At 60.2% G+C, this 22,919-nt stretch carries 24 protein-coding genes; 13 read left to right on the forward strand and 11 right to left on the reverse strand.

Translation table 11 applies throughout. From position 1 onward, the window contains the following. Positions 1 to 150 precede the first annotated feature (150 nt). The 3 genes from eno (at position 151) to ispD (ending at position 2,607) form a co-directional block, all read left to right on the forward strand. Positions 151 to 1,440, forward strand: a complete 1,290-nt coding sequence (gene eno / locus PF1751_RS06280) for a phosphopyruvate hydratase (RefSeq protein ID WP_003189193.1) — start codon at positions 151 to 153, stop codon at positions 1,438 to 1,440. A gap of 184 nt (positions 1,441 to 1,624) precedes the next feature. Next, positions 1,625 to 1,903, forward strand: coding sequence for a cell division protein FtsB (ftsB, locus tag PF1751_RS06285; RefSeq protein ID WP_003231201.1), 279 nt, complete (start codon positions 1,625 to 1,627; stop codon positions 1,901 to 1,903). Next, entirely contained in the window at positions 1,900 to 2,607 is a 708-nt protein-coding gene (gene ispD / locus PF1751_RS06290) for a 2-C-methyl-D-erythritol 4-phosphate cytidylyltransferase (protein ID WP_010212439.1), read from the forward strand. Before ftsB ends, ispD begins: the two co-directional genes overlap by 4 nt. Before the next feature lie 129 nt (positions 2,608 to 2,736). Here ispD and PF1751_RS06295 read toward each other — a convergent pair whose 3' ends face one another. After that, complete coding sequence (locus PF1751_RS06295) at positions 2,737 to 3,633, reverse strand: LysR substrate-binding domain-containing protein (protein WP_010212436.1); 897 nt, start codon at positions 3,631 to 3,633, stop codon at positions 2,737 to 2,739. A 109-nt stretch (positions 3,634 to 3,742) separates the two neighbouring features. On the opposite strand from PF1751_RS06295, the gene PF1751_RS06300 reads away from it, so the two are divergent. The 8 genes from PF1751_RS06300 to rpoS all read left to right on the forward strand — a co-directional run bounded on the left by PF1751_RS06300 (position 3,743) and on the right by rpoS (position 10,863). Then, positions 3,743 to 4,855 carry an S-(hydroxymethyl)glutathione dehydrogenase/class III alcohol dehydrogenase gene (locus tag PF1751_RS06300; protein WP_010212435.1) on the forward strand — a complete coding sequence of 371 codons (1,113 nt, stop codon included), beginning with the start codon at positions 3,743 to 3,745 and terminating at the stop codon, positions 4,853 to 4,855. Positions 4,856 to 4,863: 8 nt separating this feature from the next. Continuing rightward, positions 4,864 to 5,709, forward strand: coding sequence for an S-formylglutathione hydrolase (gene fghA / locus PF1751_RS06305; RefSeq protein WP_010212433.1), 846 nt, complete (start codon positions 4,864 to 4,866; stop codon positions 5,707 to 5,709). Positions 5,710 to 5,763: 54 nt separating this feature from the next. Next, positions 5,764 to 6,237, forward strand: coding sequence for a 2-C-methyl-D-erythritol 2,4-cyclodiphosphate synthase (gene ispF, locus PF1751_RS06310; RefSeq protein ID WP_010212431.1), 474 nt, complete (start codon positions 5,764 to 5,766; stop codon positions 6,235 to 6,237). Further along, positions 6,234 to 7,292 (forward strand): tRNA pseudouridine(13) synthase TruD, encoded by a 1,059-nt coding sequence (gene truD / locus PF1751_RS06315; protein ID WP_044286730.1) that lies wholly within the window; start codon positions 6,234 to 6,236, stop codon positions 7,290 to 7,292. The genes ispF and truD overlap by 4 nt, the downstream gene beginning before the upstream one ends. Further along, entirely contained in the window at positions 7,280 to 8,029 is a 750-nt protein-coding gene (gene surE / locus PF1751_RS06320; protein WP_021492421.1) for a 5'/3'-nucleotidase SurE, read from the forward strand. Before truD ends, surE begins: the two co-directional genes overlap by 13 nt. A gap of 41 nt (positions 8,030 to 8,070) precedes the next feature. After that, positions 8,071 to 8,706 carry a protein-L-isoaspartate(D-aspartate) O-methyltransferase gene (locus PF1751_RS06325; RefSeq protein WP_010212427.1) on the forward strand — a complete coding sequence of 212 codons (636 nt, stop codon included), beginning with the start codon at positions 8,071 to 8,073 and terminating at the stop codon, positions 8,704 to 8,706. A 209-nt stretch (positions 8,707 to 8,915) separates the two neighbouring features. Beyond that, positions 8,916 to 9,752 (forward strand): peptidoglycan DD-metalloendopeptidase family protein, encoded by an 837-nt coding sequence (locus PF1751_RS28200; protein WP_044286731.1) that lies wholly within the window; start codon positions 8,916 to 8,918, stop codon positions 9,750 to 9,752. A gap of 106 nt (positions 9,753 to 9,858) precedes the next feature. Next, positions 9,859 to 10,863, forward strand: a complete 1,005-nt coding sequence (gene rpoS / locus PF1751_RS06335) for an RNA polymerase sigma factor RpoS (RefSeq protein WP_042570670.1) — start codon at positions 9,859 to 9,861, stop codon at positions 10,861 to 10,863. 206 nt (positions 10,864 to 11,069) lie between these two features. Here rpoS and PF1751_RS06340 read toward each other — a convergent pair whose 3' ends face one another. Then, positions 11,070 to 11,279, reverse strand: coding sequence for a cold-shock protein (locus tag PF1751_RS06340; RefSeq protein ID WP_002554837.1), 210 nt, complete (start codon positions 11,277 to 11,279; stop codon positions 11,070 to 11,072). Positions 11,280 to 11,667: 388 nt separating this feature from the next. Here PF1751_RS06340 and dcd point away from each other — a divergent pair, with 388 nt between their 5' ends. Beyond that, on the forward strand, positions 11,668 to 12,234 hold the full coding sequence (gene dcd, locus PF1751_RS06345) for a dCTP deaminase (RefSeq protein ID WP_010212421.1): 567 nt from the start codon (positions 11,668 to 11,670) through the stop codon (positions 12,232 to 12,234). Between the two features lie 108 nt (positions 12,235 to 12,342). Beyond that, positions 12,343 to 12,540, forward strand: a complete 198-nt coding sequence (locus PF1751_RS06350) for a hypothetical protein (RefSeq protein WP_010212420.1) — start codon at positions 12,343 to 12,345, stop codon at positions 12,538 to 12,540. Between the two features lie 3 nt (positions 12,541 to 12,543). Here the strand turns inward: PF1751_RS06350 and pdeM are convergent, their stop codons facing one another. The 9 genes from pdeM to PF1751_RS06395 form a co-directional block, all read right to left on the reverse strand. Next, positions 12,544 to 13,194: a ligase-associated DNA damage response endonuclease PdeM gene (gene pdeM / locus PF1751_RS06355; RefSeq protein WP_010212418.1), complete on the reverse strand. Its 651-nt coding sequence runs from the start codon at positions 13,192 to 13,194 to the stop codon at positions 12,544 to 12,546. Further along, positions 13,194 to 15,674, reverse strand: coding sequence for a ligase-associated DNA damage response DEXH box helicase (locus tag PF1751_RS06360; protein ID WP_044286732.1), 2,481 nt, complete (start codon positions 15,672 to 15,674; stop codon positions 13,194 to 13,196). Before PF1751_RS06360 ends, pdeM begins: the two co-directional genes overlap by 1 nt. Positions 15,675 to 15,731: 57 nt before the next feature. Next, on the reverse strand, positions 15,732 to 16,496 hold the full coding sequence (locus tag PF1751_RS06365; RefSeq protein ID WP_010212416.1) for an ABC transporter ATP-binding protein: 765 nt from the start codon (positions 16,494 to 16,496) through the stop codon (positions 15,732 to 15,734). Positions 16,497 to 16,509: 13 nt separating this feature from the next. Further along, entirely contained in the window at positions 16,510 to 17,628 is a 1,119-nt protein-coding gene (locus PF1751_RS06370; RefSeq protein WP_021492417.1) for a succinylglutamate desuccinylase/aspartoacylase family protein, read from the reverse strand. Positions 17,629 to 17,654: 26 nt separating this feature from the next. Next, positions 17,655 to 18,365, reverse strand: a complete 711-nt coding sequence (locus tag PF1751_RS06375) for an ABC transporter permease (protein WP_044286733.1) — start codon at positions 18,363 to 18,365, stop codon at positions 17,655 to 17,657. Further along, on the reverse strand, positions 18,362 to 19,090 hold the full coding sequence (locus PF1751_RS06380; RefSeq protein ID WP_010212412.1) for an ABC transporter permease: 729 nt from the start codon (positions 19,088 to 19,090) through the stop codon (positions 18,362 to 18,364). The genes PF1751_RS06375 and PF1751_RS06380 overlap by 4 nt, the downstream gene beginning before the upstream one ends. A 57-nt stretch (positions 19,091 to 19,147) precedes the next feature. Then, a complete protein-coding gene (locus PF1751_RS06385) occupies positions 19,148 to 19,927 on the reverse strand; it encodes a transporter substrate-binding domain-containing protein (protein ID WP_021492416.1) in 780 nt (259 codons plus the stop codon). Positions 19,928 to 20,167: 240 nt separating this feature from the next. Beyond that, positions 20,168 to 21,802, reverse strand: a complete 1,635-nt coding sequence (locus tag PF1751_RS06390) for an ATP-dependent DNA ligase (protein WP_010212409.1) — start codon at positions 21,800 to 21,802, stop codon at positions 20,168 to 20,170. Next, a complete protein-coding gene (locus PF1751_RS06395) occupies positions 21,799 to 22,803 on the reverse strand; it encodes a ligase-associated DNA damage response exonuclease (protein ID WP_010212407.1) in 1,005 nt (334 codons plus the stop codon). Before PF1751_RS06395 ends, PF1751_RS06390 begins: the two co-directional genes overlap by 4 nt. Positions 22,804 to 22,919: the final 116 nt, after the last annotated feature.

Below are 22,919 nucleotides of genomic sequence, written 5' to 3' on the forward strand. Positions count from 1 at the left end.
TTCTCCGGTAGACTTTCCCACGCTTTACGCTCAGGCCTGCGGGCCTGAGCCTTGTCGCCTGCAAGCCTGCCCCGTTGTTCCACCCTTGCGGTCGGTCAAAAGATTCCCTTCAGCTGCGTCGTTTTCGTCAACTTTGGAGTGTTTACAACAATGGCAAAAATCGTCGACATCAAAGGTCGTGAAGTTCTCGACTCCCGTGGCAACCCCACCGTCGAAGCCGACGTGCTTCTCGATAACGGCATCATCGGCAGCGCCTGCGCGCCGTCCGGTGCTTCTACCGGTTCGCGCGAAGCGCTGGAACTGCGTGATGGCGACAAGAGCCGTTACCTGGGCAAGGGTGTACTCAAGGCGGTAGCCAACATCAATGGCCCGATCCGTGACCTGCTGCTGGGCAAGGACCCGCTGGACCAGAAAGCCCTGGACCACGCGATGATCAAGCTCGACGGCACCGAAAACAAAGGCAGCCTGGGCGCCAACGCTATCCTCGCTGTGTCCCTGGCCGCTGCCAAGGCCGCTGCCCAGGACCAGGACCTGCCGCTGTACGCGCACATTGCCAACCTGAACGGTACTCCGGGTGTGTACTCGATGCCGGTGCCGATGATGAACATCATCAACGGTGGCGAGCACGCCGATAACAACGTCGACATCCAGGAATTCATGGTGCAGCCGGTGGGTGCCAAGTCCTTCTCCGAAGGCCTGCGCATGGGCACCGAGATTTTCCATCACCTCAAAGCCGTACTGAAGGCCCGTGGCCTGAGCACTGCCGTGGGTGACGAAGGTGGTTTCGCACCGAACCTGGCGTCCAACGAAGATGCACTGAAAGTGATCTCCGAAGCCGTGGCCAACGCTGGCTACAAGCTGGGCACCGACGTGACCCTGGCCCTGGACTGCGCGGCCAGCGAATTCTACGAGGACGGTAAATACAACCTGTCCGGCGAAGGCCAAGTGTTCAACTCCGAAGGTTTTGCGGAATACCTGAAGGGCCTGACCCAGCGCTACCCGATCATCTCGATCGAGGACGGCCTGGACGAGTCCGACTGGGACGGCTGGAAAATCCTCACCGACAAGATCGGCGAGAAAATCCAACTGGTGGGCGACGACCTGTTCGTGACCAACACCAAGATCCTGAAAGAAGGCATCGATAAAAAGATCGCCAACTCGATCCTGATCAAGTTCAACCAGATCGGCACCCTGACCGAAACCCTGGAAGCGATCCAGATGGCCAAGGCTGCGGGCTACACCGCCGTGATCTCCCACCGCTCCGGCGAAACCGAAGATTCGACCATTGCCGACCTGGCCGTGGGCACCTCGGCGGGCCAGATCAAGACCGGTTCCCTGTGCCGTTCCGACCGTGTTTCCAAGTACAACCAATTGCTGCGTATCGAAGAGCAACTGGCAGGCAAGGCCAAGTACAACGGTCGCGGCGAGTTTCGCGGCTGATCGCTACTTGATGGTAAAACATGCTAAAAAGTCGGCGGATTGCGTCGGAAAACTCACGACAGTGTGTATTTCGACGCTAATCTGATGGCTATCAAGCACAAGCCTGGTTCTTCCAGGCTTCGTGCTATCAGTTGTTTCAAAAGTTTTGCATGGCTGTCTTTTTTCACTGGATACCCGATATTCGATGCGCAGTCCCAATTGGTTGTTCCTCGTCTTGCTCTTGTTGCTGGCTGGCCTGCAGTACCGCCTATGGGTGGGTAATGGCAGCTTTGCGCAGGTAAAAGACCTGACCGAGCAAATTGCTGCACAGCACGCCGAAAACGAGATCTTGCTGGAGCGCAACCGCGTCCTCGATGCCGAAGTGCTTGAGCTGAAAAAAGGTACGGAGACCGTTGAAGAGCGGGCCCGTCATGAACTGGGCATGGTCAAGGAGGGCGAAACCCTCTACCAGTTGGCCCAATGAATCGCAGTTTGCCGGCCTTCTGGGCCGTGATTCCTGCCGCGGGCGTCGGTGCCCGTATGGCCGCGGACCGTCCCAAGCAATATTTGCAGTTGGGCGGGCGCACTATTCTCGAACACAGCCTTGGCTGCTTTCTTGATCATCCAGACCTTAAAGGGTTGGTGGTCAGTCTTGCTGTAGATGATCCTTATTGGCCAAACCTGCCTTGCGCCAACGACCCACGCATTGTGCGTGCGGACGGAGGCGACGAGCGTTCGGGGTCTGTGCTCAATGCGTTGCTGCAGCTCAATGCCCTAGGTGCCAGCGATGACGATTGGGTGTTGGTGCACGATGCTGCGCGCCCCAATTTGAGTCGTGAAGACCTCGACAAACTTCTGTTTGATCTGGCGGATGACCCGGTGGGCGGCTTGCTGGCCGTGCCGGCCCGCGACACGCTCAAGCGCGTCGACAAGCACGGTCGTGTGGTCGAGACCGTCGATCGCAGCCTGATCTGGCAGGCTTATACACCGCAGATGTTCCGCCTGGGTGCTTTGCATCGTGCTTTGGCTGACAGCCTGGTGGCCGATGCCGTGATTACCGATGAAGCTTCGGCCATGGAATGGTCCGGCCAGGCTCCGCGCCTGATTGAAGGGCGCTCGGACAATATCAAGGTGACCCGGCCGGAGGATTTGGAGTGGTTACGGTTGCGGTGGGCGAACCGGCGGTAGTCAGTGACATCGAGTCGACCCCTTCGCGAGCAAGCCCGCTCCCACCTCTGACCGTGTTACCACTGGGGAAACGCGGCCAAGTGTGGGAGCGGGCTTGCTCGCGAAGAGGCCAGTGCAAACACTGAGTAATCAACCGCTGTACTCCGGCTTTTCAGCCAACCCTACCTTCAAAAAATCCACCAGCTTGCGAACCTTCGGCGACAAATGCCGCTGCTGGGGATACAACGCCCATACCGCCGTATTCGGCGGCTGATGCGCCTCCAGCAACGACACCAACGCGCCACTGTGCAGATGCTCCAGCACGTAATAGTCCGGCAGTTGGCACAATCCCACGCCCTGCAACGCCGCATCCAACACAGCCTGCCCACTGTTGCAGCGCCAGTTTCCCTGCACGCGCTGGGAAAATTCCCGCCCGTCCTGGGCCAGTTGCCAGATATCCGAGCTGCCGATCAGGCAGTTATGCCGGCTCAATTCCGACAAGCTATGCGGCCGACCGTACCGAGCGAGGTAGGACGGTGATGCACACAAGTACATGCGCCGAGGTGCGAGGCGGCTGGCGACCATGCGCGAATCCTGTAGACGCCCCAGGCGGATCGCCAGGTCGAGGCCCTCGTGTACCAGGTCCAGCTGGCGGTTGCTCAGCTCGATATCCACCCGCAACTGCGGATAGAGCCCCATGAACCGCGTGACCAGCGGCACGATAAAGCGCTCGCCGTAAGCCACGGCGCAGGTCATGCGCAACATGCCCTTGGGTTCGCTGGTGAGGTCGCCGACCGCGCGCAAGGCTTCTTCGCGACCGTCCTGCAGGCGCTGGCAATGTTGCAGGAAGGTCTGGCCCGCTTCAGTCAGGGTCACCTTGCGCGTACTGCGGTACAGCAAACGTGTTTGCAGGCGTTCTTCCAGGCGCGCCACCTGCCGGCTGATGTGAGACGACGACACTCCCAGTCGCTCTGCCGCGGCCGTGAATTGGCTGCATTCGGCCACGGCGACAAACTCATCGATACCTTCCCAGCGGTTCTCAAGCACGTCGATTGTCCCTGTACAGCAATAAAGTTTTGCTTTTGTCTGGATTATTCATCAGTCAGCCATGTTTTACACTCACCTTCTCAGTTTTCAACTCCCTGGAGAAACCCGGATGATCAAGTCCCGCGCCGCCGTAGCTTTCGAAGCCAAAAAGCCCCTTGAGATCGTCGAAGTGGATGTCGCCATGCCCAAGGCTGGCGAAGTGCTGTTGCGCGTGGTCGCTTCCGGCGTGTGCCATACCGACGCGTATACCCTGTCGGGCGCCGACCCGGAAGGCATCTTCCCATCGATCCTCGGCCATGAAGGCGGTGCGGTGGTTGAAGCGATTGGCGAGGGCGTAACGTCGGTGGCCGTGGGCGATCACGTGATCCCGCTGTACACCCCGGAATGTGGCAAGTGCAAATTCTGCCTGTCGGGCAAGACCAACCTGTGCCAGGCCATTCGCTCCACGCAGGGCAAAGGCCTGATGCCGGACGGCACCACGCGTTTTTCCTACAAAGGCCAGCCAATTTTCCACTACATGGGCACCTCGACCTTCTCCGAGTACACCGTGCTGCCGGAAATTTCCGTGGCCAAGATTCCTAAAGAAGCGCCGCTGGAAAAAGTCTGCCTGCTCGGCTGCGGCGTCACCACCGGTATCGGCGCGGTGATCAACACCGCCAAGGTCAAGCCGGGCGACACCGTGGCGATCTTCGGCCTTGGCGGCATCGGCCTGTCGGCGGTGATCGGCGCGGTCAAGGCCAAGGCTGGCCGCATCATTGCTATCGACATCAACCCAGCCAAGTTCGAAATCGCCAAGCAACTGGGCGCCACCGACTGCATCAACCCGAAAGACTACGATCGCCCAATCCAGGACGTGATCGTCGACCTCACCGACGGCGGCGTGGACTTCTCCTTCGAATGCATCGGCAACGTGCAACTGATGCGCGCCGCCCTTGAGTGCTGCCATAAAGGCTGGGGCGAGTCGGTGATCATTGGCGTGGCCGGTGCAGGCCAGGAAATCGCCACCCGTCCCTTCCAACTGGTGACCGGTCGCGTCTGGCGCGGTTCGGCATTCGGCGGCGTGCGCGGCCGCAGCGAACTGCCGAGCTACGTGGAAATGGCCCAGACCGGCGAGATCCCGCTGGACACCTTCATCACCCACACCATGGGCCTGGAAGACATCAACAAAGCGTTTGACCTGATGCATGAAGGCAAGAGCATTCGTACCGTCATCCACTTCTGAGGTCGGCCATGAGTCTGGAAAACCTGTCGTGCCAGAAAAGCTTCGGCGGCTGGCACAAACGCTACAAGCATCATTCCGATGTGCTCGGTTGCGACATGACGTTCGCCGTCTACCTGCCGCCGCAAGCGGAGCAGGGCAGCAAGTTGCCGGTGCTGTACTGGCTGTCCGGTCTCACCTGCACCGATGAGAACTTCATGCAGAAGGCCGGCGCCCAGCGCATGGCTGCCGAACTGGGGTTGATCATCGTTGCGCCGGACACCAGCCCGCGTGGGCCGGGTGTGCCGGGCGATCCGGATAATGCTTGGGATTTCGGCCTCGGTGCCGGCTTCTATCTGAATGCCACGCAGGAGCCGTGGGCCAAGCACTATCGGATGCATGACTACGTGGTGCAGGAATTGCCTGCATTGGTTGAAGCGCATTTTCCGGCTTCGGACAAACGCGGCATCAGCGGCCACTCCATGGGCGGCCACGGGGCGCTGGTGTGCGCATTGCGCAACCCAGGACGTTACCTGTCGGTGTCGGCCTTTTCGCCGATCAACAACCCGATGGATTGCCCGTGGGGTCAGAAAGCCTTCTCGCGTTATTTGGGCGAAGAGCGTTCGAAGTGGCGTGAGTGGGACGCCTGCGTGCTGATCAGCGAAGCCTCGGAAAAGCTGCCGCTGCTGGTGGACCAGGGCGATCGCGACGATTTTCTCGCCGTGCAACTCAAGCCTGAAGCCCTGCAGCAAGCGGCCAAGGCGGCCAACCATCCGCTGGAGCTGCGCCTGCAACCTGGCTATGACCACAGCTACTTCTTTATCGCCAGCTTCATCGAAGACCATTTGCGACACCATGGCCGCGCTTTGCTCGGTTAATGTGAGGCAAAAGTAGGTAGAATCACGCCCTGAATTAAATCGGGGCGTTTTTTTATGCGTATTGGCCACGGCTACGATGTGCACCGTTTCGCTGAAGGCGATTTCATCACCCTGGGCGGTGTGCGCATTGCACATCACCAGGGTTTGCTGGCTCATTCCGACGGCGACGTTGTGTTGCACGCCTTGAGCGATGCCTTGCTCGGTGCCGCGGCGTTGGGCGATATCGGCAAGCACTTTCCGGACACCGACCCGACCTTCAAGGGCGCGGATAGCCGCGTACTGCTGCGTCATGTGGTCGGCCTGATCCACGCCAAAGGCTGGAAGGTCGGCAACGTCGACAACACCATCGTGGCCCAGGCGCCGAAGATGGCCCCCCATATCGAGTCGATGCGCGCGCTGATTGCCGCCGACCTGCACATTGAACTGGACCAAGTGAACGTGAAAGCCACCACTACCGAAAAGCTCGGCTTCACCGGTCGTGAAGAGGGCATTGCCGTGCACTCTGTCGCCTTGTTGCTGCGCGCATGAATGACTTGCAACTATTGGGTCCACGGGCCTATGGCGAGGCCTTGGGCCGTGCGGTGCTGAAGGCAACGGCCGAAGACTTCCAGGTCGACGAGGTGCTGGATATCCCGCTGACCGGCGAGGGTGAACACCTGTGGTTGTGGGTGGAGAAGCGCGGGCTCAACACCGAGGAAGCTGCGCGGCGGATTGCCAAAGCGGCTGGCGTGCCGTTGCGCACCGTCAGCTATGCCGGGCTCAAGGACCGCCAGGCGTTGACCCGCCAATGGTTCAGCGTGCAGCTGCCCGGCAAGGCCGATCCGGACATGAGCGCGGCGGAGAATGACACGCTCAAGATCCTCAAGACCGCCCGCCACAAGCGCAAGCTGCAGCGCGGTGCACACTCAGCCAATGGTTTCACCTTGCGCCTGACCCAGTTGGCCGGTGATACCGCAGCCATCGACGCGCGGTTGCAACTGATTGCACAGCACGGCATTCCCAACTATTTCGGCGCCCAGCGTTTTGGCCACAACGGCGGCAACGTGGTGGACGCCCGTGAGTGGGCCGCGCGCAGGGCGTTGCCGGAGCAGCGCAACGTGCGTTCGCGTTTGCTCTCCACGGCGCGCAGCTTCCTGTTCAACAAAGTGTTGGCGGCGCGTGTGGCCGATGGATCTTGGCAGCGTGCCCAGGTCGGCGATTTGCTCGCCTTTACCGACAGCCGCAGTTTTTTCCCGGCGGGGGAGGCCGAATGCAGCGACCCACGCCTGGCGATCCTGGACCTGCACCCGACCGGGCCACAGTGGGGTGAGGGCGATTCGCCGGCCAGTGGTGCAACCTTTGAGCTTGAACAGGCCGTTGCCGCCGGTGAAGCCGACCTGCGCGATTGGCTGGTGAATGCCGGTATGAGCCAGGAACGTCGCATTCTGCGACTGCCCATTGGCGGTTTGACGTGGCATTATCCCTCGCTGGACATTCTGCAATTGGAATTCGTCCTGCCGGCCGGATGCTTCGCCACTGTCTTGGTGCGCGAGCTTGTGGATCTGGTGCCGGTGGGGCAGACGGACAACCCATGCGTATTCTGATATCAAACGATGACGGTGCCACCGCACCCGGTCTTGCCGCGCTCTATGCTGCGCTGGAAGATTACGCCGAGTGCGTGGTGGTTGCCCCCGACCAGGACAAGAGCGGCGCCAGCAGTTCGCTGACGCTCGACCGTCCGTTGCACCCGCACGTCCTGGCCAATGGCTTTATCAGCGTGAACGGCACCCCCACCGACTGTGTCCACCTGGCGATCAACAGCCTGCTGGATCAGGAGCCGGACCTGGTGGTGTCGGGTATCAACCTCGGTGCCAACCTGGGCGATGACGTGCTGTATTCCGGCACCGTGGCGGCGGCTCTCGAAGGCCGTTTCCTGGGGCGTACGGCGTTCGCCTTTTCGTTTGCTTCGCGCCAACTGGATAACTTGCCGACTGCTGCGTATTTTGCGCGCAAGCTGGTGCAAGCCCATGGCTCCTTGAACCTGCCTCCGCGCACCGTGCTCAACGTCAATATCCCCAACTTGCCCCTCGACCATATCCGCGGCATCCAGCTGACACGCCTGGGCCATCGTGCCCGTGCGGCGGCGCCGTTGAAGGTGGTCGACCCGCGTGGCAAGGAAGGTTATTGGATTGCTGCAGCGGGAGATGCCGAAGATGGCGGGGAAGGCACGGACTTTCATGCCGTGATGCAAGGCTATGTGTCGATTACTCCGTTGCAGTTCGATCGCACCTTCAGCGATGCCTTCAGTGGTCTCGATGGCTGGCTGGAGGGGCTGCGCTGATGGGCCGTGAACAAGACGACTTGCTGCGTCGGGGTATCGGGATGACCTCCCAGCGTACCCGCGAACGCTTGATCCAGCGCCTTTACGAAGAGGGCTTGTCCAACGCCCAGGTGCTGGAAGTGATCCGGCGCACGCCTCGGCACCTGTTTGTCGATGAAGCCCTGGCTCATCGTGCCTACGAAGACACGGCGCTGCCCATCGGCCACAACCAGACCATCTCCCAGCCTTACATGGTGGCGCGCATGAGCGAGCTATTGCTGGCGGCGGGTCCATTGGACAAGGTGCTGGAAATCGGCACCGGCTCCGGCTACCAGACCGCCGTGCTGGCACAACTGGTGGAGCGGGTGTTCTCGGTCGAGCGCATCAAGGTGCTGCAAGACCGTGCCAAGGAGCGTCTGGTGGAGTTGAACCTGCGCAACGTGGTGTTCCGCTGGGGTGATGGCTGGGAAGGCTGGCCGGCGCTGGCGCCGTACAACGGCATCATCGTGACCGCCGTGGCCACCGATGTGCCCCAGGCGTTGCTCGATCAACTCGCTCCGGGTGGGCGTCTGGTCATCCCGGTGGGCTCCGGTGAAGTGCAACAATTGATGCTCATTATCCGTGAGGAAGAAGGCTTTTCCCGGCACGTACTGGGCGCCGTGCGCTTCGTGCCGCTGCTCAATGGCCCGCTGGCCTGATCATTTGTTCGCAGGCAGTGAATTCTGTTGGCGCGGATGTGTCTTACGGCGGGGTCTATCGAGTCAACATGATCGGGCGCCGGCATTAAACACGATGAATGTTTCGTTTCAGTCGTATGCCGGTAAAAAGCCAATGCCCAGTTATACTTGCGTCATATTTCAAGCCTGATACAGGCGTTCATATTCAGCCACCACAAAGGGAGCGGCGGGTGAGTCTCACAGGTCTTGCGCAGCGTCTGAGTAAAACAAGCTTTCATCGACTGGTGCTTGGCCTCGTCTTCAGTTCCGTGTTGGTCGGGTGCTCCAGCTCGCCAAGCAGCGGCGCACGGGTGGTTGACCGTAACAATGCGGTACCGCAAAAGCCGACGGTGACCACCGGGCAATACGTGGTGCGCAAGGGCGATACGATGTTCTCGATCGCCTTCCGTTATGGCTGGGATTACAAGGCGCTTGCAGCTCGTAACAATATTCCCGTGCCCTACACGATACATCCGGGTCAGACGATTCGTTTCGACGGCCGCACCGGTTCGACCCCTACGACAGTTGTGACAAACACCGGATCTTCGCCGTCGTCTTCGAGCAAAACCACCATTATCACTAGGCCTGCAGGTACCGCCAAACCGGCGTCTGCGGCCAAGCCGGCACCCGCGCCGTTGCCGCCTGCCGGGCCTGCGCCGACCGGTTGGGGATGGCCCTCGAACGGCGTGTTGATTGGAAAATTCTCTTCAAACGGTAGTTTGAATAAAGGCATTGATATCGCCGGGGATTTGGGACAGCCTGTTTTAGCTGCGTCTGATGGGACAGTGGTGTACGCCGGGAGTGGTTTACGGGGCTACGGCGAGCTGGTCATCATCAAACACAGTGATACCTACGTCAGTGCTTACGGCCACAACCGTAGGCTGTTGGTTCGGGAGGGGCAGCAGGTCAAGGTCGGACAGACAATTGCTGAAATGGGGTCAACTGGTACAGACCGGGTGAAACTGCACTTTGAGATTCGCCGCCAAGGGAAGCCTGTAGATCCTCTGCAATTCCTACCCCGTCGTTGATGTGTTGCACAGCCTGTTCCCTCACGTAGAAGGAACAGGCTCCAGCGTTGCCAAGGATAAAGGCGCCGCTTGAGCTTGAGGTCGAACTCACCAAAGGACTATAACAATGGCTCTCAGTAAAGAAGCGCCGGAGTTTGACATCGACGATGAGGTTCTCCTTATGGAGGCCGGTATCGATACGGAATCGATGTCGAATGAGGGACCAGCTGTACCTTCAGTTCGCACCAAATCCAAGAACGCCACCGCATTAAAGCAACACAAGTACATTGACTACACGCGGGCGCTCGATGCGACCCAGCTGTACCTCAATGAAATCGGTTTTTCCCCTCTGCTTACCCCCGAAGAAGAAGTCCATTTTGCGCGCTTGTCGCAAAAGGGCGATCCGGCTGGGCGCAAGCGCATGATTGAAAGCAACCTGCGCCTGGTGGTGAAAATCGCCCGACGCTATGTCAATCGTGGGCTGTCCCTGTTGGACTTGATCGAGGAAGGCAACCTGGGCTTGATCCGGGCGGTGGAGAAGTTCGACCCTGAGCGGGGCTTCCGCTTTTCAACCTATGCCACCTGGTGGATTCGCCAGACCATCGAACGGGCGATCATGAATCAGACCCGCACGATCCGGTTGCCGATCCATGTGGTCAAGGAGCTCAACGTCTACCTGCGGGCGGCACGTGAGCTTACCCAAAAACTCGATCATGAACCTTCGCCCGAAGAAATCGCCAACCTGCTGGAAAAACCGGTAGGGGAGGTCAAGCGCATGCTGGGTCTCAATGAGCGGGTGTCTTCGGTCGATGTCTCGCTGGGTCCGGATTCGGATAAAACCCTGCTGGACACCCTGACGGATGATCGTCCTACCGATCCTTGCGAGCTGTTGCAGGACGATGATCTTTCCCAAAGCATTGACCAGTGGCTGTCGGAACTCACGGACAAGCAGCGTGAGGTGGTGATTCGCCGCTTCGGCCTGCGCGGCCATGAGAGCAGCACCCTGGAAGACGTAGGTCTGGAGATCGGCCTGACCCGTGAGCGGGTGCGGCAGATCCAGGTGGAGGGGCTCAAGCGTCTGCGTGAGATCCTCGAGAAGAATGGCTTGTCGAGTGAGTCGTTGTTTCAATAGACGACGCAGGACCCAATGTGGGAGCGGGCTTGCTCGCGAAGGCGATGGATCAGTCAGTACATCTGTAACTGACGCACCGCCTTCGCGAGCAAGCCCGCTCCCACATTTTTTTGTGCTCGGCCATTACATCGCAAGCAGCACCGAATGACAGGCATAAAAAAACCCCGCTTTTAAGGGCGGGGTCTTTTCGACTAAGTCAGTACAAGTTAGATAACTTGAACTTCTTCAGCTTGCATGCCTTTCTGACCGCGGGTAGCGATGAAAGAAACCTGTTGGCCTTCTTTCAGGCTTTTGAAGCCGTCGGATTGGATAGCTTTGAAGTGAACGAACAGGTCGTCACCGGATTGTGGAGTGATGAAGCCGAAGCCTTTTTCATCGTTGAACCACTTAACGGTACCAGTTTGGCGATTAGACATGGTGTATCTCCTTGGACAAAGTTAACTGCGACTCAGGAAAAGCCCTGGCCGAGACTGAGTGCAAAGAGCAGGAAAAATTCTTGGAGATGGTTGGATCGAAATTCAACATATCGTGTAGAGATTCTCAGTGACACAAGCAGCACAGTGGCGCCACCTTAACCCTTTTTCCGGGACGTGCCAATGATATTTCCGAAGGTTTCTCCAAATTCGTGACTGGCGGTGGTATTTCTGCTCACTGGCATGCCCATACATATCCCGGCCCCGCTAGCTGCGGCTTATGGCAGGCGGCGCATTCGTCAAGAAAAGGCCCGCGGCCTTTGAACCCCAACGCCGGCCCCGGTAAGATGCCCCACAGAATTTTTCCACCTCGCTATTCAGGACACACGCCATGAGCATCAAATCGGACAAGTGGATTCGCCGCATGGCGCAGGAACACGGCATGATCGAACCGTTCGTCGAGCGCCAGATCCGTGGCCAAGGCGATGCACCGGTGATTTCCTACGGCGTTTCCAGCTACGGCTACGATGTGCGCTGCGCCGATGAGTTCAAGGTGTTCACCAACATCAATTCAGCGATTGTCGATCCAAAGAACTTCGACGAAAAGAGCTTCGTCGACGTCAAGAGCGACGTGTGCATCATTCCGCCGAACTCCTTCGCCCTGGCGCGCACCGTGGAATTCTTCCGTATTCCCCGCGACGTGCTGACCATCTGCCTGGGTAAAAGCACTTATGCGCGTTGCGGCATCATCGTCAACGTGACTCCGCTTGAACCCGAGTGGGAGGGCCACGTGACCCTGGAATTCTCCAACACCACCACGCTGCCGGCGAAAATCTACGCCAACGAAGGCGTGGCACAGATGCTGTTCCTGCAGTCCGATGAAGCCTGTGAAGTGTCCTACAAAGACCGTGCAGGCAAGTATCAGGGCCAGCGCGGCGTCACCCTCCCACGCGCTTGATCGAAAGCACCTACGCGCAAAGGGAATTAGTCTGCATAAAGTGACTCTATCTAGGTGTACTGCCTCGGCACGTGTAAAACGCGCCGAGCCACGCTTGAGGAGTACCTTATGAAGATCGACCCGCGAATCAGCGCAGAACTTGCCCGGCTTGAACCCAATCAGATTGGCGTTCTGGCCTGGTCCCTGATGGCCGATCCTGCTTATGCGGGCGGCATCCCCGGCCAACCCGAGCCGGATTACCCACAACCTACCGAACCTGGTGAGCCGACATTGCCGGACGAGCCACCACCCGCACCGGTTGCCTGATCCCTAGCCCACTGGCCAGACGTCATGATCGCCAATCACATAGATTTGGCGGTCATTGTCCTGTTCCACCCCATGCCCGCCGGTAAATGCGCCGAACGCCGGCAGCAGGCTGACTCGGACGCCGATCACAAAACACGGCAAACGTAAGCTCTGCCGACCCTTGCCACGTAATCGATACACCGGATGCACATGCCCCGCCAGCACGTGGTGGCTGGGATGGGCGTCAGGTTCGTGCTGCAGGGCAAAAGGGCCTATCAGCAGCGGCTCTGTGACCACGTTTATGTTCAGGTCCTCGGGCGGGTCGCCTGCGCGTTTATCGTGATTGCCGCGAATCAAGGTCATGGGCAGGTCAGGATTGAGGGCTCGCCAGCTTCTCAATGCGCCCAGCGTGCCGCTGGCGTGCGAGCCCGGGCCGTGCAGGAAGTCGCCAAGAAAGATCACCTGCGTGCAGGGCAGCGCCGAGAGCAACCGATCCAGGCGCTGCAGGTTTTCCGTGGTGGTCCCTTGCGGCACCGGTTGTCCCAGGCTGCGATACGCCGAGGCCTTACCGAAATGTGCATCGGCGATCATCAGGCATTGGCGCGCTGGCCAGTAGACAGCCTTGTCCGCCAGCAGCCACAGCTCCTCACCCTCTAGCTCCACCGTGCACAGCATCAGCGTTTCCCGTTGTCCGCGACTTTTTCCAGGTCCTTGACCATCCGTGCGATGCGCTCCGAGAGTTTTTCCGAACTCATGCTTTCGCGCATCCGTTCAACCAGCAATGGGAAGGCCAGGGGCGTGGGCCGCTGGATCCGATGCAACTCCAGTTTCAGCGCGCAAAGATGACGTAAGGTTTGCTCCAGTCGACGAATGTCCAGCTCATCGCGCAGGACTTCTTCGCCGGCCTGGGTCAGCAACAGGTTCTGCGGGTCATATTGCTTGAACACCTCAAAGAACAACCCACTGGACGCCTGCACCTGACGGGTACTTTTGGGGGCGCCCGGATACCCGGCAAACACCAGCCCGGCGATCCGTGCGATCTCGCGAAAACGACGCAGGGCCAGTTCCCCGGCATTCAGGCTGGCCACCACGTCTTCCAGCAAATGTTCAGGGCTCAGTAGTGCTTCATTCAGCAATGCCGGCCAATTCACTTCAGTGGCACTCAACAGCTCCAGTCCATAATCATTGACTGCAATCGAGAAGGTGACGGCCTGCCCCTGGCTCACACGCCACGCCAACAGGCTCGCCAGCCCCAAATGCACCTGGCGTCCGGCAAAGGGATAGAGAAACAGGTGCCAGCCTTCCCGTGACTTCAGCGCTTCCGCCAGCAGGTGTTCGCGGGTCGGCAAGCCGGACCAGCGCACCTGCGTCTGCAACAAAGGGCGTACCGCCTGCATCTCCGGCCCCTCGAAGTGCCCCTGAGCCGCTGCATCAAAGCGCTCTACAACCGCTTGCGCCAGCTCGTTGGAAAGCGGCATGCGCCCGCCATTCCAGCGTGGAACGGCAGCTTTTTTAGCGTTGCTGCGGCGCACATAGGCCGTCATGTTTTCTACCCTCACCAGCTCAAGCAGGCGGCCGGCGAACAGGAAGCCATCTCCCGGCTTCAGCCGGGCAATAAACCCTTCCTCGACACTGCCAAGGTTCTTGCCACCTCCGCCTTTGCTCCAGAATTTCAGATGGATGCTCGCATCACTGACGATCGTGCCCACGCTCATTCGGTGACGCCGTGCCAGCCGGGCATCCGGGACGCGCCAGATGCCGTGCTCGTCCGGTTCCACGCGGCGGTAATCCGGATAGGCGGTCAACGACAGCCCACCATGACGCACAAAACCCAGGGCCCAGGCCCAGTCTTCATCCGTCAGGTCGTGGTAGGCCCAGGCACCCCGCACTTCCACCAGTAAGTCGTCGGGCTTGTAGCCGCCGCCCAATGCCATGCTGACCAAGTGCTGTACGAGTACATCCAAAGGCTTGTAAGGCGATTCCCGTGCTTCGATACGCCGTTGCGCAATCGCATCTTGAGCGGCGGCAGCTTCCACCAGCTCCAGGCTGTGGGTCGGCACCAGCGTCACCCGCGACGGCCGTCCTGGCGCATGCCCCGAGCGACCGGCGCGTTGCATCAAACGCGCCACGCCTTTGGCCGAGCCGATCTGCAGCACGCGTTCCACCGGCAGGAAGTCCACCCCCAGGTCCAGGCTCGAGGTGCACACCACTGCCTTGAGCTGGCCGTCTTTCAAGGCCCGCTCCACCCAGTCACGGGTCTCTCGGGACAGCGAGCCATGGTGCAGCGCAATCACCCCGGCCCAATCGGGGCGTGCGTCCAGCAACGCCTGAAACCAGATCTCCGACTGCGCCCGTGTATTGGTAAACACCAGGCAACTGCTGCTGGCGTCCACTTCAGCCACTACCTGGGGCAACATCTTCAAACCGATATGCCCGGCCCACGGAAAGCGTTCAGTCACGGGTGGCAACAACGTATCGATGATCAACTGTTTAGCCGTTTGCCCCTGCACATTGATCCCGTCACCTTGTGGGACCAAGACTTCCAGCGCGTGAGCTTGATTACCCAAGGTCGCCGAAATCCCCCATACCATCAAATCAGGGTGCCAGCGCCGCAGTCGCGCCAGTGCCAATTGCACTTGCACACCGCGTTTATTGCCAATCAGCTCATGCCATTCATCCACCACCACCATGCGCAGGTGCGCAAGGCTCACTTCGCTGTCGGCGCGGGCGAGCATCAGCGTCAGGCTTTCCGGGGTGGTGACCAGTACGGTGGGCTGGCGCCGGGTCTGGCGTGCGCGCTCGCTGCTGCTGGTGTCGCCAGTGCGCAGGCCGACACTCCAGGGAATCTGTAACGCCTCAAGCGGGGCTTCAAGGGCGCGGGCGGTGTCGGCGGCCAGCGCACGCATGGGCGTGATCCACAACACCGTCAGCGGCTCAGCGGGCGGTTTGCGTTTAGCGGTAACAGGCGGGCGAGCGATGGCGAAGCGATTGAGGGCGGCGAACCACAGCGCATAGGTTTTACCCGCACCGGTGCTGGCGTGCAGCAACCCCGATTGACCGCTCTTGACCGCCGCCCATACCTCTTTCTGAAAGGCAAACGGCTTCCAGCCTTTGGCGGCGAACCAGCGTTTGGCGAAATCGGTGGCTTTTGCCATGGGGCTGCTGACACTCTGGAAGGCCTATTCCACAGACCCTCCAGAGCGACCAAAGGTTTACTTCAAATTGCCACTCAAGAACTGCTGCAAGCGCTCGCTCTTCGGATTGCCCAGCACCTCTTCCGGCGGACCTTGCTCTTCCACCAGCCCCTGGTGCAGGAACAACACCTGGCTGGACACTTTGCGTGCAAAGCTCATTTCGTGAGTGACCATGATCATGGTGCGGCCTTCCTCGGCCAACCCCTGGATCACCTTCAACACTTCACCCACCAACTCCGGGTCGAGGGCTGAGGTGGGCTCGTCGAACAGCATCACTTCCGGTTCCATGGCCAAGGCGCGGGCGATGGCGACGCGCTGTTGCTGGCCGCCGGAGAGGAACGCCGGGTATTGATCAGCCACGCGTGCGGGCAGGCCCACCTTGTCCAAGTAACGACGCGCGCGGTCTTCGGCGTCCTTCTTGCTGCACCCCAGCACCCGGCGCGGGGCCATGGTGATGTTCTCCAGCACGCTCATATGGCTCCACAGGTTGAAGTGCTGGAACACCATGGCCAGGCGCGTACGCAGGCGCTGTAATTCGGCGTCATCAGCCACGCGCATGCCGTGTCTGTCGCTGACCATGCGGATCGGCTGGCCGTCGAGGGTCATGGCGCCGTCGTTGGGGGTTTCCAGGAAGTTGATGCAGCGCAAAAAGGTGCTCTTGCCCGAGCCGCTGGCGCCGATCAGGCTGATCACGTCACCGGTCTTGGCCTTGAGCGAAACACCTTTGAGCACCTCATTGTCGCCATAGCTTTTATGCAGGCCTTCAACGGTCAATTTGTACATGGGGCGTGCATCCTCAAGGCGAAAGTAGATAGCCGCTGCGGTAGGCCTCGGTGCCTGCGACATGGGCGATGACCATCCCGGCAGTGGCCATGCGGCGCAGCGAACGGGCGTAGAGCAGGCCGGCATTGCGGCAATGCACGGGCGTTACGCGGTCGGAAAGGGGGTCGATGATTTCAGCGATCAGTTGTCCGGCTTCCAGGTATTCACCCGGCAGGGCGCAAAATACCAGCAGGCCGCCCACAGGCGTTGCCACGGGTTCAACACCCGCCAGCGGTGTGGCCGGGTAAGGCAGGTCGGGCAGCGGTGCAACGTCACCGGCGATGGCGCCGAAGTGGATCAGGTAATCGATGATCGCCTGGCAGTCGAGGGCGGCCAGGCCGTGGTTGACGTCACCTTGGCCACGCAGTTCGACGGTGACCGAAAAACTGCCCATGGGGATCGGGAAGCGCTCACCGAAGCGTTGCTGCAACTGCCACCACACCAGGGTGAAACACTCATCGAAGGACTGCCCGCCGGAGTCGGTCGCCAGCAGATTGGCCTGCGAACCGATGTAACGCGCCAACGGCTCCACCTGCGGCCAGGCCTCGGGCGTGGTGTACAAGTGCGCCACGGCTTCGAAGTCGCAATGCAGGTCCAGCACCATATCGGCATTGCACGCCAGGCGTTGCAAGACCAGGCGCTGGGAGTGCAATTGGGTCTCAGCGCTTTGTGCGGCGAGGGCGGTAGACAGTGCCGCGCGGATCAACTCGACGTTGTGCTGGGGATCGTCCCCAAGCAGGTCCTCGACTTGATTACCCACCGCTTCACTGAGGTCGACAAACAGACGATTGAAGTTCTGTCCGCTTTCCAGCTCGTAGCGGCCCAGGGGAATATCCATCAGCACCTGTTCCAGGCCCGCGGGGTTGGCAATGGGCACCAGCACAATCTCGCTGCGCAGGCGACCGGCCGCCGCCAGTTCAGCCAGTCGCACCTTGAGGTGCCAAGCCACCAGCATGCCCGGCAGCTCGTCGGCATGCAGTGACGACTGAATGTAGATTTTGCCCGCGGCCTGATCCGGGCCGAAGTGAAAACTGTGAATCTGCCGCGCCGTTCCTGGCACCGGCGCGATCAGTTCATGGACTTGATGTCGCATGAAAGCTCCTGAACATAAAAAACGGCTTAATGGCTCGGCCCGAGGAAGGCCAGCCAGCGACGCTCCGCCAACCGGAACAGACCGACCAGGGCAAAGGTCACGGTCAGGTAGATCAGCGCAGCGATACCGAAGGATTGAAAGGTCATGAAGGTGGCCGAGTTGGCATCCCGCGCCACTTTGAGGATGTCTGGAATCGTCGCGGTGAAGGCCACCGTGGTCGAGTGCAGCATCAGGATCACTTCATTACTGTAGTACGGCAGCGAGCGACGCAACGCCGACGGCATGATCACGTAGGCGTAGAGCTTCCACCCGCTCAAGCCGTAGGCCTTGGCCGCTTCGACCTCACCATGGGCCATGCTGCGGATCGCCCCGGCGAAAATCTCCGTGGTGTAGGCGCAGGTGTTGAGGGCGAAGGCCAGGATGGTGCAGTTCATCGCGTCGCGGAAGAACGCATCCAGCAACGGCTGTTCGCGCACGGCGGCAATGCTGTAGATGCCGGTGTAGCAGATCAGCAGCTGGATGTAGAGCGGCGTGCCCCGGAACAGGTAGGTGTAGAACTGCACTGGCCAACGTACCAGGCGCTTGCGCGACACGCGGGCGATGGACAACGGGATCGACACCAGGAAGCCAATGACCAAGGCGGTGGTGAGCAACCACATGGTCATGGCGAGGCCGGTGATGTGCTGGCCATCGCTATAAAGGAAGGGGCGCCAGTATTCCTGCAAGAGTTCGATCATCGCACGGCCTCCCGGGCGCCAGCGGAGTAGCGACGTTCAAGGCGGCGCAAGACGAAGTTGGACGCGCTGGTGATCAACAGGTAGATCAATGCCGCGAGTACCAAAAAGTAAAACAGCTGATAGGTGCTCTTGCCGGCATCCTGGGCGGCCTTGACCAGGTCGGCCAGGCCGATGATCGACACCAGGGCCGTGGCCTTGAGCATCACCATCCAGTTATTGCCGATACCCGGCAGGGCAAAGCGCATCATCTGCGGGAAGGTCACGTAGCGAAACCGCTGGCCGCGCTTGAGCCCATAGGCCGTGGCGGCTTCCAGCTGACCACGCGGCACCGCGAGGATCGCGCCGCGAAAAGTCTCGGTGAAGTACGCACCGTAGATAAACCCGAGCGTGATCACCCCGGCGCTGAAGGGGTCGATCTCGATGTATTCCCATTCCATGAAGTCGGTGAGGCCGGTCAGCCAAGTTTGCAGGCTGTAGAAAATCAGCAGCATCAGCACCAGGTCGGGCACACCGCGGATCAGCGTGGTGTAGAGCTGGGCGGGAATGCGCAGGAAGGGCAGGCTGGACAGTTTGGCGCTGGCGCCGAGCAGGCCCAGCAACACGCTGACGGCCAGGGACAGCACCGACAACTTGATAGTCATCCAGGTGCCTTGCAGCAACAGCGGGCCGAAACCCTTCAGGCTGAGCGCGCTCAGGCCGAGGGTTTGCAACAGTTCTTCGAACATAAATCGGGACCTATGGCGATAAAAAAGCGCCCCTCCAGGGGAGGGGCGCTCCAGGCATTACTTGCCGCTGTACAGGTTCAGATCGCCAAAGTGTTTCTTCTGAATGGTGGCGTAGGTGCCATCATCGTGTAACGCTTTGATACCTTTATCCAAAAGCGCCTTCAGTTCAGTGTTACCTTTTTTGATACCGATCGCGGTTTTCGACGGCAGCAGCGGGTCGTCAATCGCCGCGCTGACTTCATAACCGGCACCGGCCGGCGACTTCAGGAAGCCCAGCTCGGCTTGCAGCATGTCCTGCACAGAAGCGTCGAGACGGCCGGAGGTCAGGTCGGCATACACCTGGTCCTGGTTGGCGTAGGCCTTGGTGGTCACGCCGGCTTTATCCAGTACGGCCTTGGCATAGGCTTCCTGGATGGTGCCTTGCTCGTAGCCCACAGACTTGCCCTTGAGGGACTCAGGCGTCGAGTAGCCTGCGCCTTTCTTGAACACCAACGAAGTAGGGCCGGAGAACAGTTCGCTGGAGAAGTCGATGGCTTTCTCGCGCACTGGGGTCACGGTCATGGACGAAATCACGCCATCGAATTTGTTGGCTTTCAGGCCTGGAATCATGCCGTCGAAGTCACTTTCTACCCACTTGCACTTCACTTTCAGCTCGGCGCAGATCGCATTGCCCAGGTCGATATCGAAGCCTACCAGGCTGCCGTCGGCGGCCTTGGACTCGAACGGTGCGTAGGACGGATCGACACCAAAACGCAATTCCTTGTATTCCTTGGCCAGCGCGGAACCGGCGGCCATGCACAGGGCCAGTGCAGAAAGGGTCAGCAATGCTTTTTTCATTATGTAATCCCTGGAAACCAAGATAAGCGCTTGTGGCGCGTTTAGGACTGTTACTGAACGGTGTCAGACGGATCACAAGTAGCAATTTCTGCACCATAGTTCCGAATGAGCGTTTTAAAAGGTGAGACAAGGAAGAAGTGAGTGTAGGAGATGCCCGAAAATGGGCGCACAAAAAACACTGCACCAAGTTGGGTCTGGCACACCTCAAGAATGTGGGAGCTGGTATTTGTTGCCAAACAATCAGGTCAGAAGGTTTTGCAGGGTGGCAAGGTTGTCAGCCTCTTCCACGGATTTGTCCTGCCGCCAGCGCAACATCCGCGGAAACCGCACCGCAATCCCACTTTTGTGTCGCTTGGACAGGGCAATGCCCTCGAACCCCAGTTCAAACACCATGCTCGGCGTCACGCTGCTGACCGGGCCGAATTTTTCCACCGTGGTCTTGCGCACAATGGCGTCAACCTTGCGCATTTCTTCGTCGGTCAGGCCGGAGTAGGCCTTGGCAAACGGCACCAGGGTGCGTTCGCTGCCGGGCGGTCCGTCCCACACGGCGAAGGTGTAGTCGCTGTAGAGGCTGGCGCGCCGACCATGACCGCGCTGGGCATAGATCAACACCGCGTCGACGCTGAACGGGTCGACCTTCCACTTCCACCACACGCCCATGTCCTTGGTGCGGCCGACGCCGTAGAGGCCATCCCGCGCCTTGAGCATCATGCCTTCCACGCCGAGGCTGCGGGAGGCTTCGCGTTGTTTGGCCAGCGCTTCCCAGGTCGCGCCGGTCAACAGCGCAGACGCCACTAGTACGGGCTGATTGCACTGGGCAATCACCCGCTCAAGCTGCGTGCGACGCTCAGCCTGGGTGTGGTTGCGCCAATCGTCGCCCTGGTGTTCCAGCAGGTCGTAGGCCAGTACCGCAACCGGAGCATCTTCCAGCACTTTTTTGCTCAGGGTCTTGCGGCCAATTCGCTGTTGCAGCAGCGCGAAGGGTTGCACCGTGTCTTTCCATACCACGATTTCACCGTCGATCACCGTGCCATCGGGCAAGCCGCTCACCAGGCTGTGCAGTTCTGGGAAACGCTCGGTTACCAATTCTTCGCCACGGGACCAGATCCACAGGCGGCCCTCGCGTTTCACCAGCTGCGCGCGGATGCCATCCCACTTCCATTCCACTTGCCAATCGGCGGGGGAGCCCAGCAAATCGTGGAATTGCTCCACCGGTTGTGACAAACCATGGGCGAGAAAAAACGGATAAGGCTGTCCGCCCCGTTGTGCATGTTCGTCGGGCGATTCGGCGGCGATCAACTTGAGGTAGCCTTGGGCCGTAGGACGGTTGGATAAGTCGGTGTAGCCCACCAACCGTTGCGCCACGCGCTTACTGTCCAGATCGGCCATCGCGGCGAGTGCGCGGGTGACCAGCAGTTTGGACACGCCAACGCGAAAGCTGCCGGTGATCAACTTGATGCACACCATCAGGCTGGGCTGATCCAGTTGTGACCATAACGCCGGTAGACGTTCGGCCAATTCCAATGGCGGCAGACCACGCAGGGGCAGGAGTTTTTCCTCCAGCCACACTGCCAAGCCGTCCTCCGAGGTGTAGGTAGATTCCGGCAGCAGCAGGGAAATGGTCTCCGCCAGGTCGCCCACCGACTGGTAGCTTTCTTCGAACAACCACGGCTCGATGCCGGACGCTTCGGTGGCCATATCGCGCAACAGGCGCGTCGGCACCAGTTGCCGAGGTCGCCCGCCGGACAGGAAATACACCGCCCAGGCGGCATCCTCCGGTGCGGCATCCTGGAAGTAGGCTTGCAGCGCGGCAAGCTTGGCGTTGCTGGAGGTCGTGGCGTCTAGGTTGGCGTACAACTCGGCAAAGGCCTTCATGCGCTGGCCTCTTCTTCGTCATCACCGTATTCAGTCGTGAAGCCCTGGGCATCCAGGCCTTTTTCCCGCAGATGGCGCACCAGAACGCCGACAGACCCGTGAGTGACCATCACCCGCTCGGCGCCGGTTTGCTCGATGGCCCACAGCAGGCCAGGCCAATCGGCGTGGTCCGATAGCACAAACCCCCGGTCCACGCCGCGCCTGCGTCGGGTGCCGCGCAGGCGCATCCAGCCGCTGGCGAAAGCGTCGCTGTAGTCGCCGAAGCGCTTGATCCAACTGCTGCCGCCGGCGGAAGGCGGCGCGATGATCAAGGCCTGGCGCAGCAGCGGGTCGGTTTTCTTGAAGTCACCGGCGTATAGGGTTTCAGGGATATAAATGCCGGCCTCGCGGTACACCCGATTCAATGGTTCGACCGCGCCATGGCTGAGGATCGGGCCGATGCTGGCGTCGATGCCATGCAGGATGCGCTGAGCCTTGCCGAAGGAGTAACAGAACAACACGCTGGCTTTGCCGGCTGCGATATTCGCCTGCCACCAGGCGTTGATCCCGGCAAAAATCTGCGCCTGGGGCTGCCAGCGATAGATCGGCAGGCCAAAGGTGGATTCGGTGATAAAGGTGTGGCAGCGCACCGGCTCGAAGGGCGCGCAGGTGCCGTCGGGTTCGACCTTGTAGTCGCCGGATGCGACCCAGACTTCGCCCCTGTATTCCAGGCGAACCTGGGCCGAACCCAATACATGCCCGGCGGGGTGAAAACTCAGGGTGACGCCGTGGTGGAGCAATTGTTCGCCGTAGGCCAGGGTCTGCAGGTTGATGTCCTGTCCCAGCCGCGAACGCAGGATGCCTTCGCCAGGGGCGGCGGCCAGGTAGTGCTGGTTCCCGGTGCGGGCATGGTCGCCATGGGCGTGGGTGATGACCGAGCGTTCCACCGGGCGCCAGGGGTCAATGTAGAAATCTCCGGCGGGGCAGTAGAGGCCTTCGGGGCGGGCGATGACAAGGTCCATGGGCGTGCCGGGGGCGATGGGCTTATCAGGTAGGAGGCAGTTGGCAGAGGAGAAGTTCGATTAACTATTTGCAGTGATCGGGCTTGCTCACCACAGCAAGCCACTCCCACATGTTG

The sequence above is a fragment of the Pseudomonas simiae genome (assembly GCF_000934565.1).
GTDB classification, from domain to species: Bacteria; Pseudomonadota; Gammaproteobacteria; order Pseudomonadales; family Pseudomonadaceae; genus Aquipseudomonas; species Aquipseudomonas simiae.

Bases quoted from the DNA above. Each gene is read 5' to 3' on its own strand.
- eno (WP_003189193.1), top strand. From the start codon at position 151: ATGGCAAAAATCGTCGACATCAAAGGTCGTGAAGTTCTCGACTCCCGT.
- ftsB (WP_003231201.1), top strand. From the start codon at position 1,625: ATGCGCAGTCCCAATTGGTTGTTCCTCGTCTTGCTCTTGTTGCTGGCT.
- ispD (WP_010212439.1), top strand. From the start codon at position 1,900: ATGAATCGCAGTTTGCCGGCCTTCTGGGCCGTGATTCCTGCCGCGGGC.
- PF1751_RS06300 (WP_010212435.1), top strand. From the start codon at position 3,743: ATGATCAAGTCCCGCGCCGCCGTAGCTTTCGAAGCCAAAAAGCCCCTT.
- fghA (WP_010212433.1), top strand. From the start codon at position 4,864: ATGAGTCTGGAAAACCTGTCGTGCCAGAAAAGCTTCGGCGGCTGGCAC.
- ispF (WP_010212431.1), top strand. From the start codon at position 5,764: ATGCGTATTGGCCACGGCTACGATGTGCACCGTTTCGCTGAAGGCGAT.
- truD (WP_044286730.1), top strand. From the start codon at position 6,234: ATGAATGACTTGCAACTATTGGGTCCACGGGCCTATGGCGAGGCCTTG.
- surE (WP_021492421.1), top strand. From the start codon at position 7,280: ATGCGTATTCTGATATCAAACGATGACGGTGCCACCGCACCCGGTCTT.
- PF1751_RS06325 (WP_010212427.1), top strand. From the start codon at position 8,071: ATGACCTCCCAGCGTACCCGCGAACGCTTGATCCAGCGCCTTTACGAA.
- rpoS (WP_042570670.1), top strand. From the start codon at position 9,859: ATGGCTCTCAGTAAAGAAGCGCCGGAGTTTGACATCGACGATGAGGTT.
- PF1751_RS06340 (WP_002554837.1), bottom strand. From the start codon at position 11,279: ATGTCTAATCGCCAAACTGGTACCGTTAAGTGGTTCAACGATGAAAAA.
- dcd (WP_010212421.1), top strand. From the start codon at position 11,668: ATGAGCATCAAATCGGACAAGTGGATTCGCCGCATGGCGCAGGAACAC.
- PF1751_RS06350 (WP_010212420.1), top strand. From the start codon at position 12,343: ATGAAGATCGACCCGCGAATCAGCGCAGAACTTGCCCGGCTTGAACCC.
- pdeM (WP_010212418.1), bottom strand. From the start codon at position 13,194: ATGCTGTGCACGGTGGAGCTAGAGGGTGAGGAGCTGTGGCTGCTGGCG.
- PF1751_RS06360 (WP_044286732.1), bottom strand. From the start codon at position 15,674: ATGGCAAAAGCCACCGATTTCGCCAAACGCTGGTTCGCCGCCAAAGGC.
- PF1751_RS06365 (WP_010212416.1), bottom strand. From the start codon at position 16,496: ATGTACAAATTGACCGTTGAAGGCCTGCATAAAAGCTATGGCGACAAT.
- PF1751_RS06370 (WP_021492417.1), bottom strand. From the start codon at position 17,628: ATGCGACATCAAGTCCATGAACTGATCGCGCCGGTGCCAGGAACGGCG.
- PF1751_RS06375 (WP_044286733.1), bottom strand. From the start codon at position 18,365: ATGATCGAACTCTTGCAGGAATACTGGCGCCCCTTCCTTTATAGCGAT.
- PF1751_RS06380 (WP_010212412.1), bottom strand. From the start codon at position 19,090: ATGTTCGAAGAACTGTTGCAAACCCTCGGCCTGAGCGCGCTCAGCCTG.
- PF1751_RS06385 (WP_021492416.1), bottom strand. From the start codon at position 19,927: ATGAAAAAAGCATTGCTGACCCTTTCTGCACTGGCCCTGTGCATGGCC.
- PF1751_RS06390 (WP_010212409.1), bottom strand. From the start codon at position 21,802: ATGAAGGCCTTTGCCGAGTTGTACGCCAACCTAGACGCCACGACCTCC.
- PF1751_RS06395 (WP_010212407.1), bottom strand. From the start codon at position 22,803: ATGGACCTTGTCATCGCCCGCCCCGAAGGCCTCTACTGCCCCGCCGGA.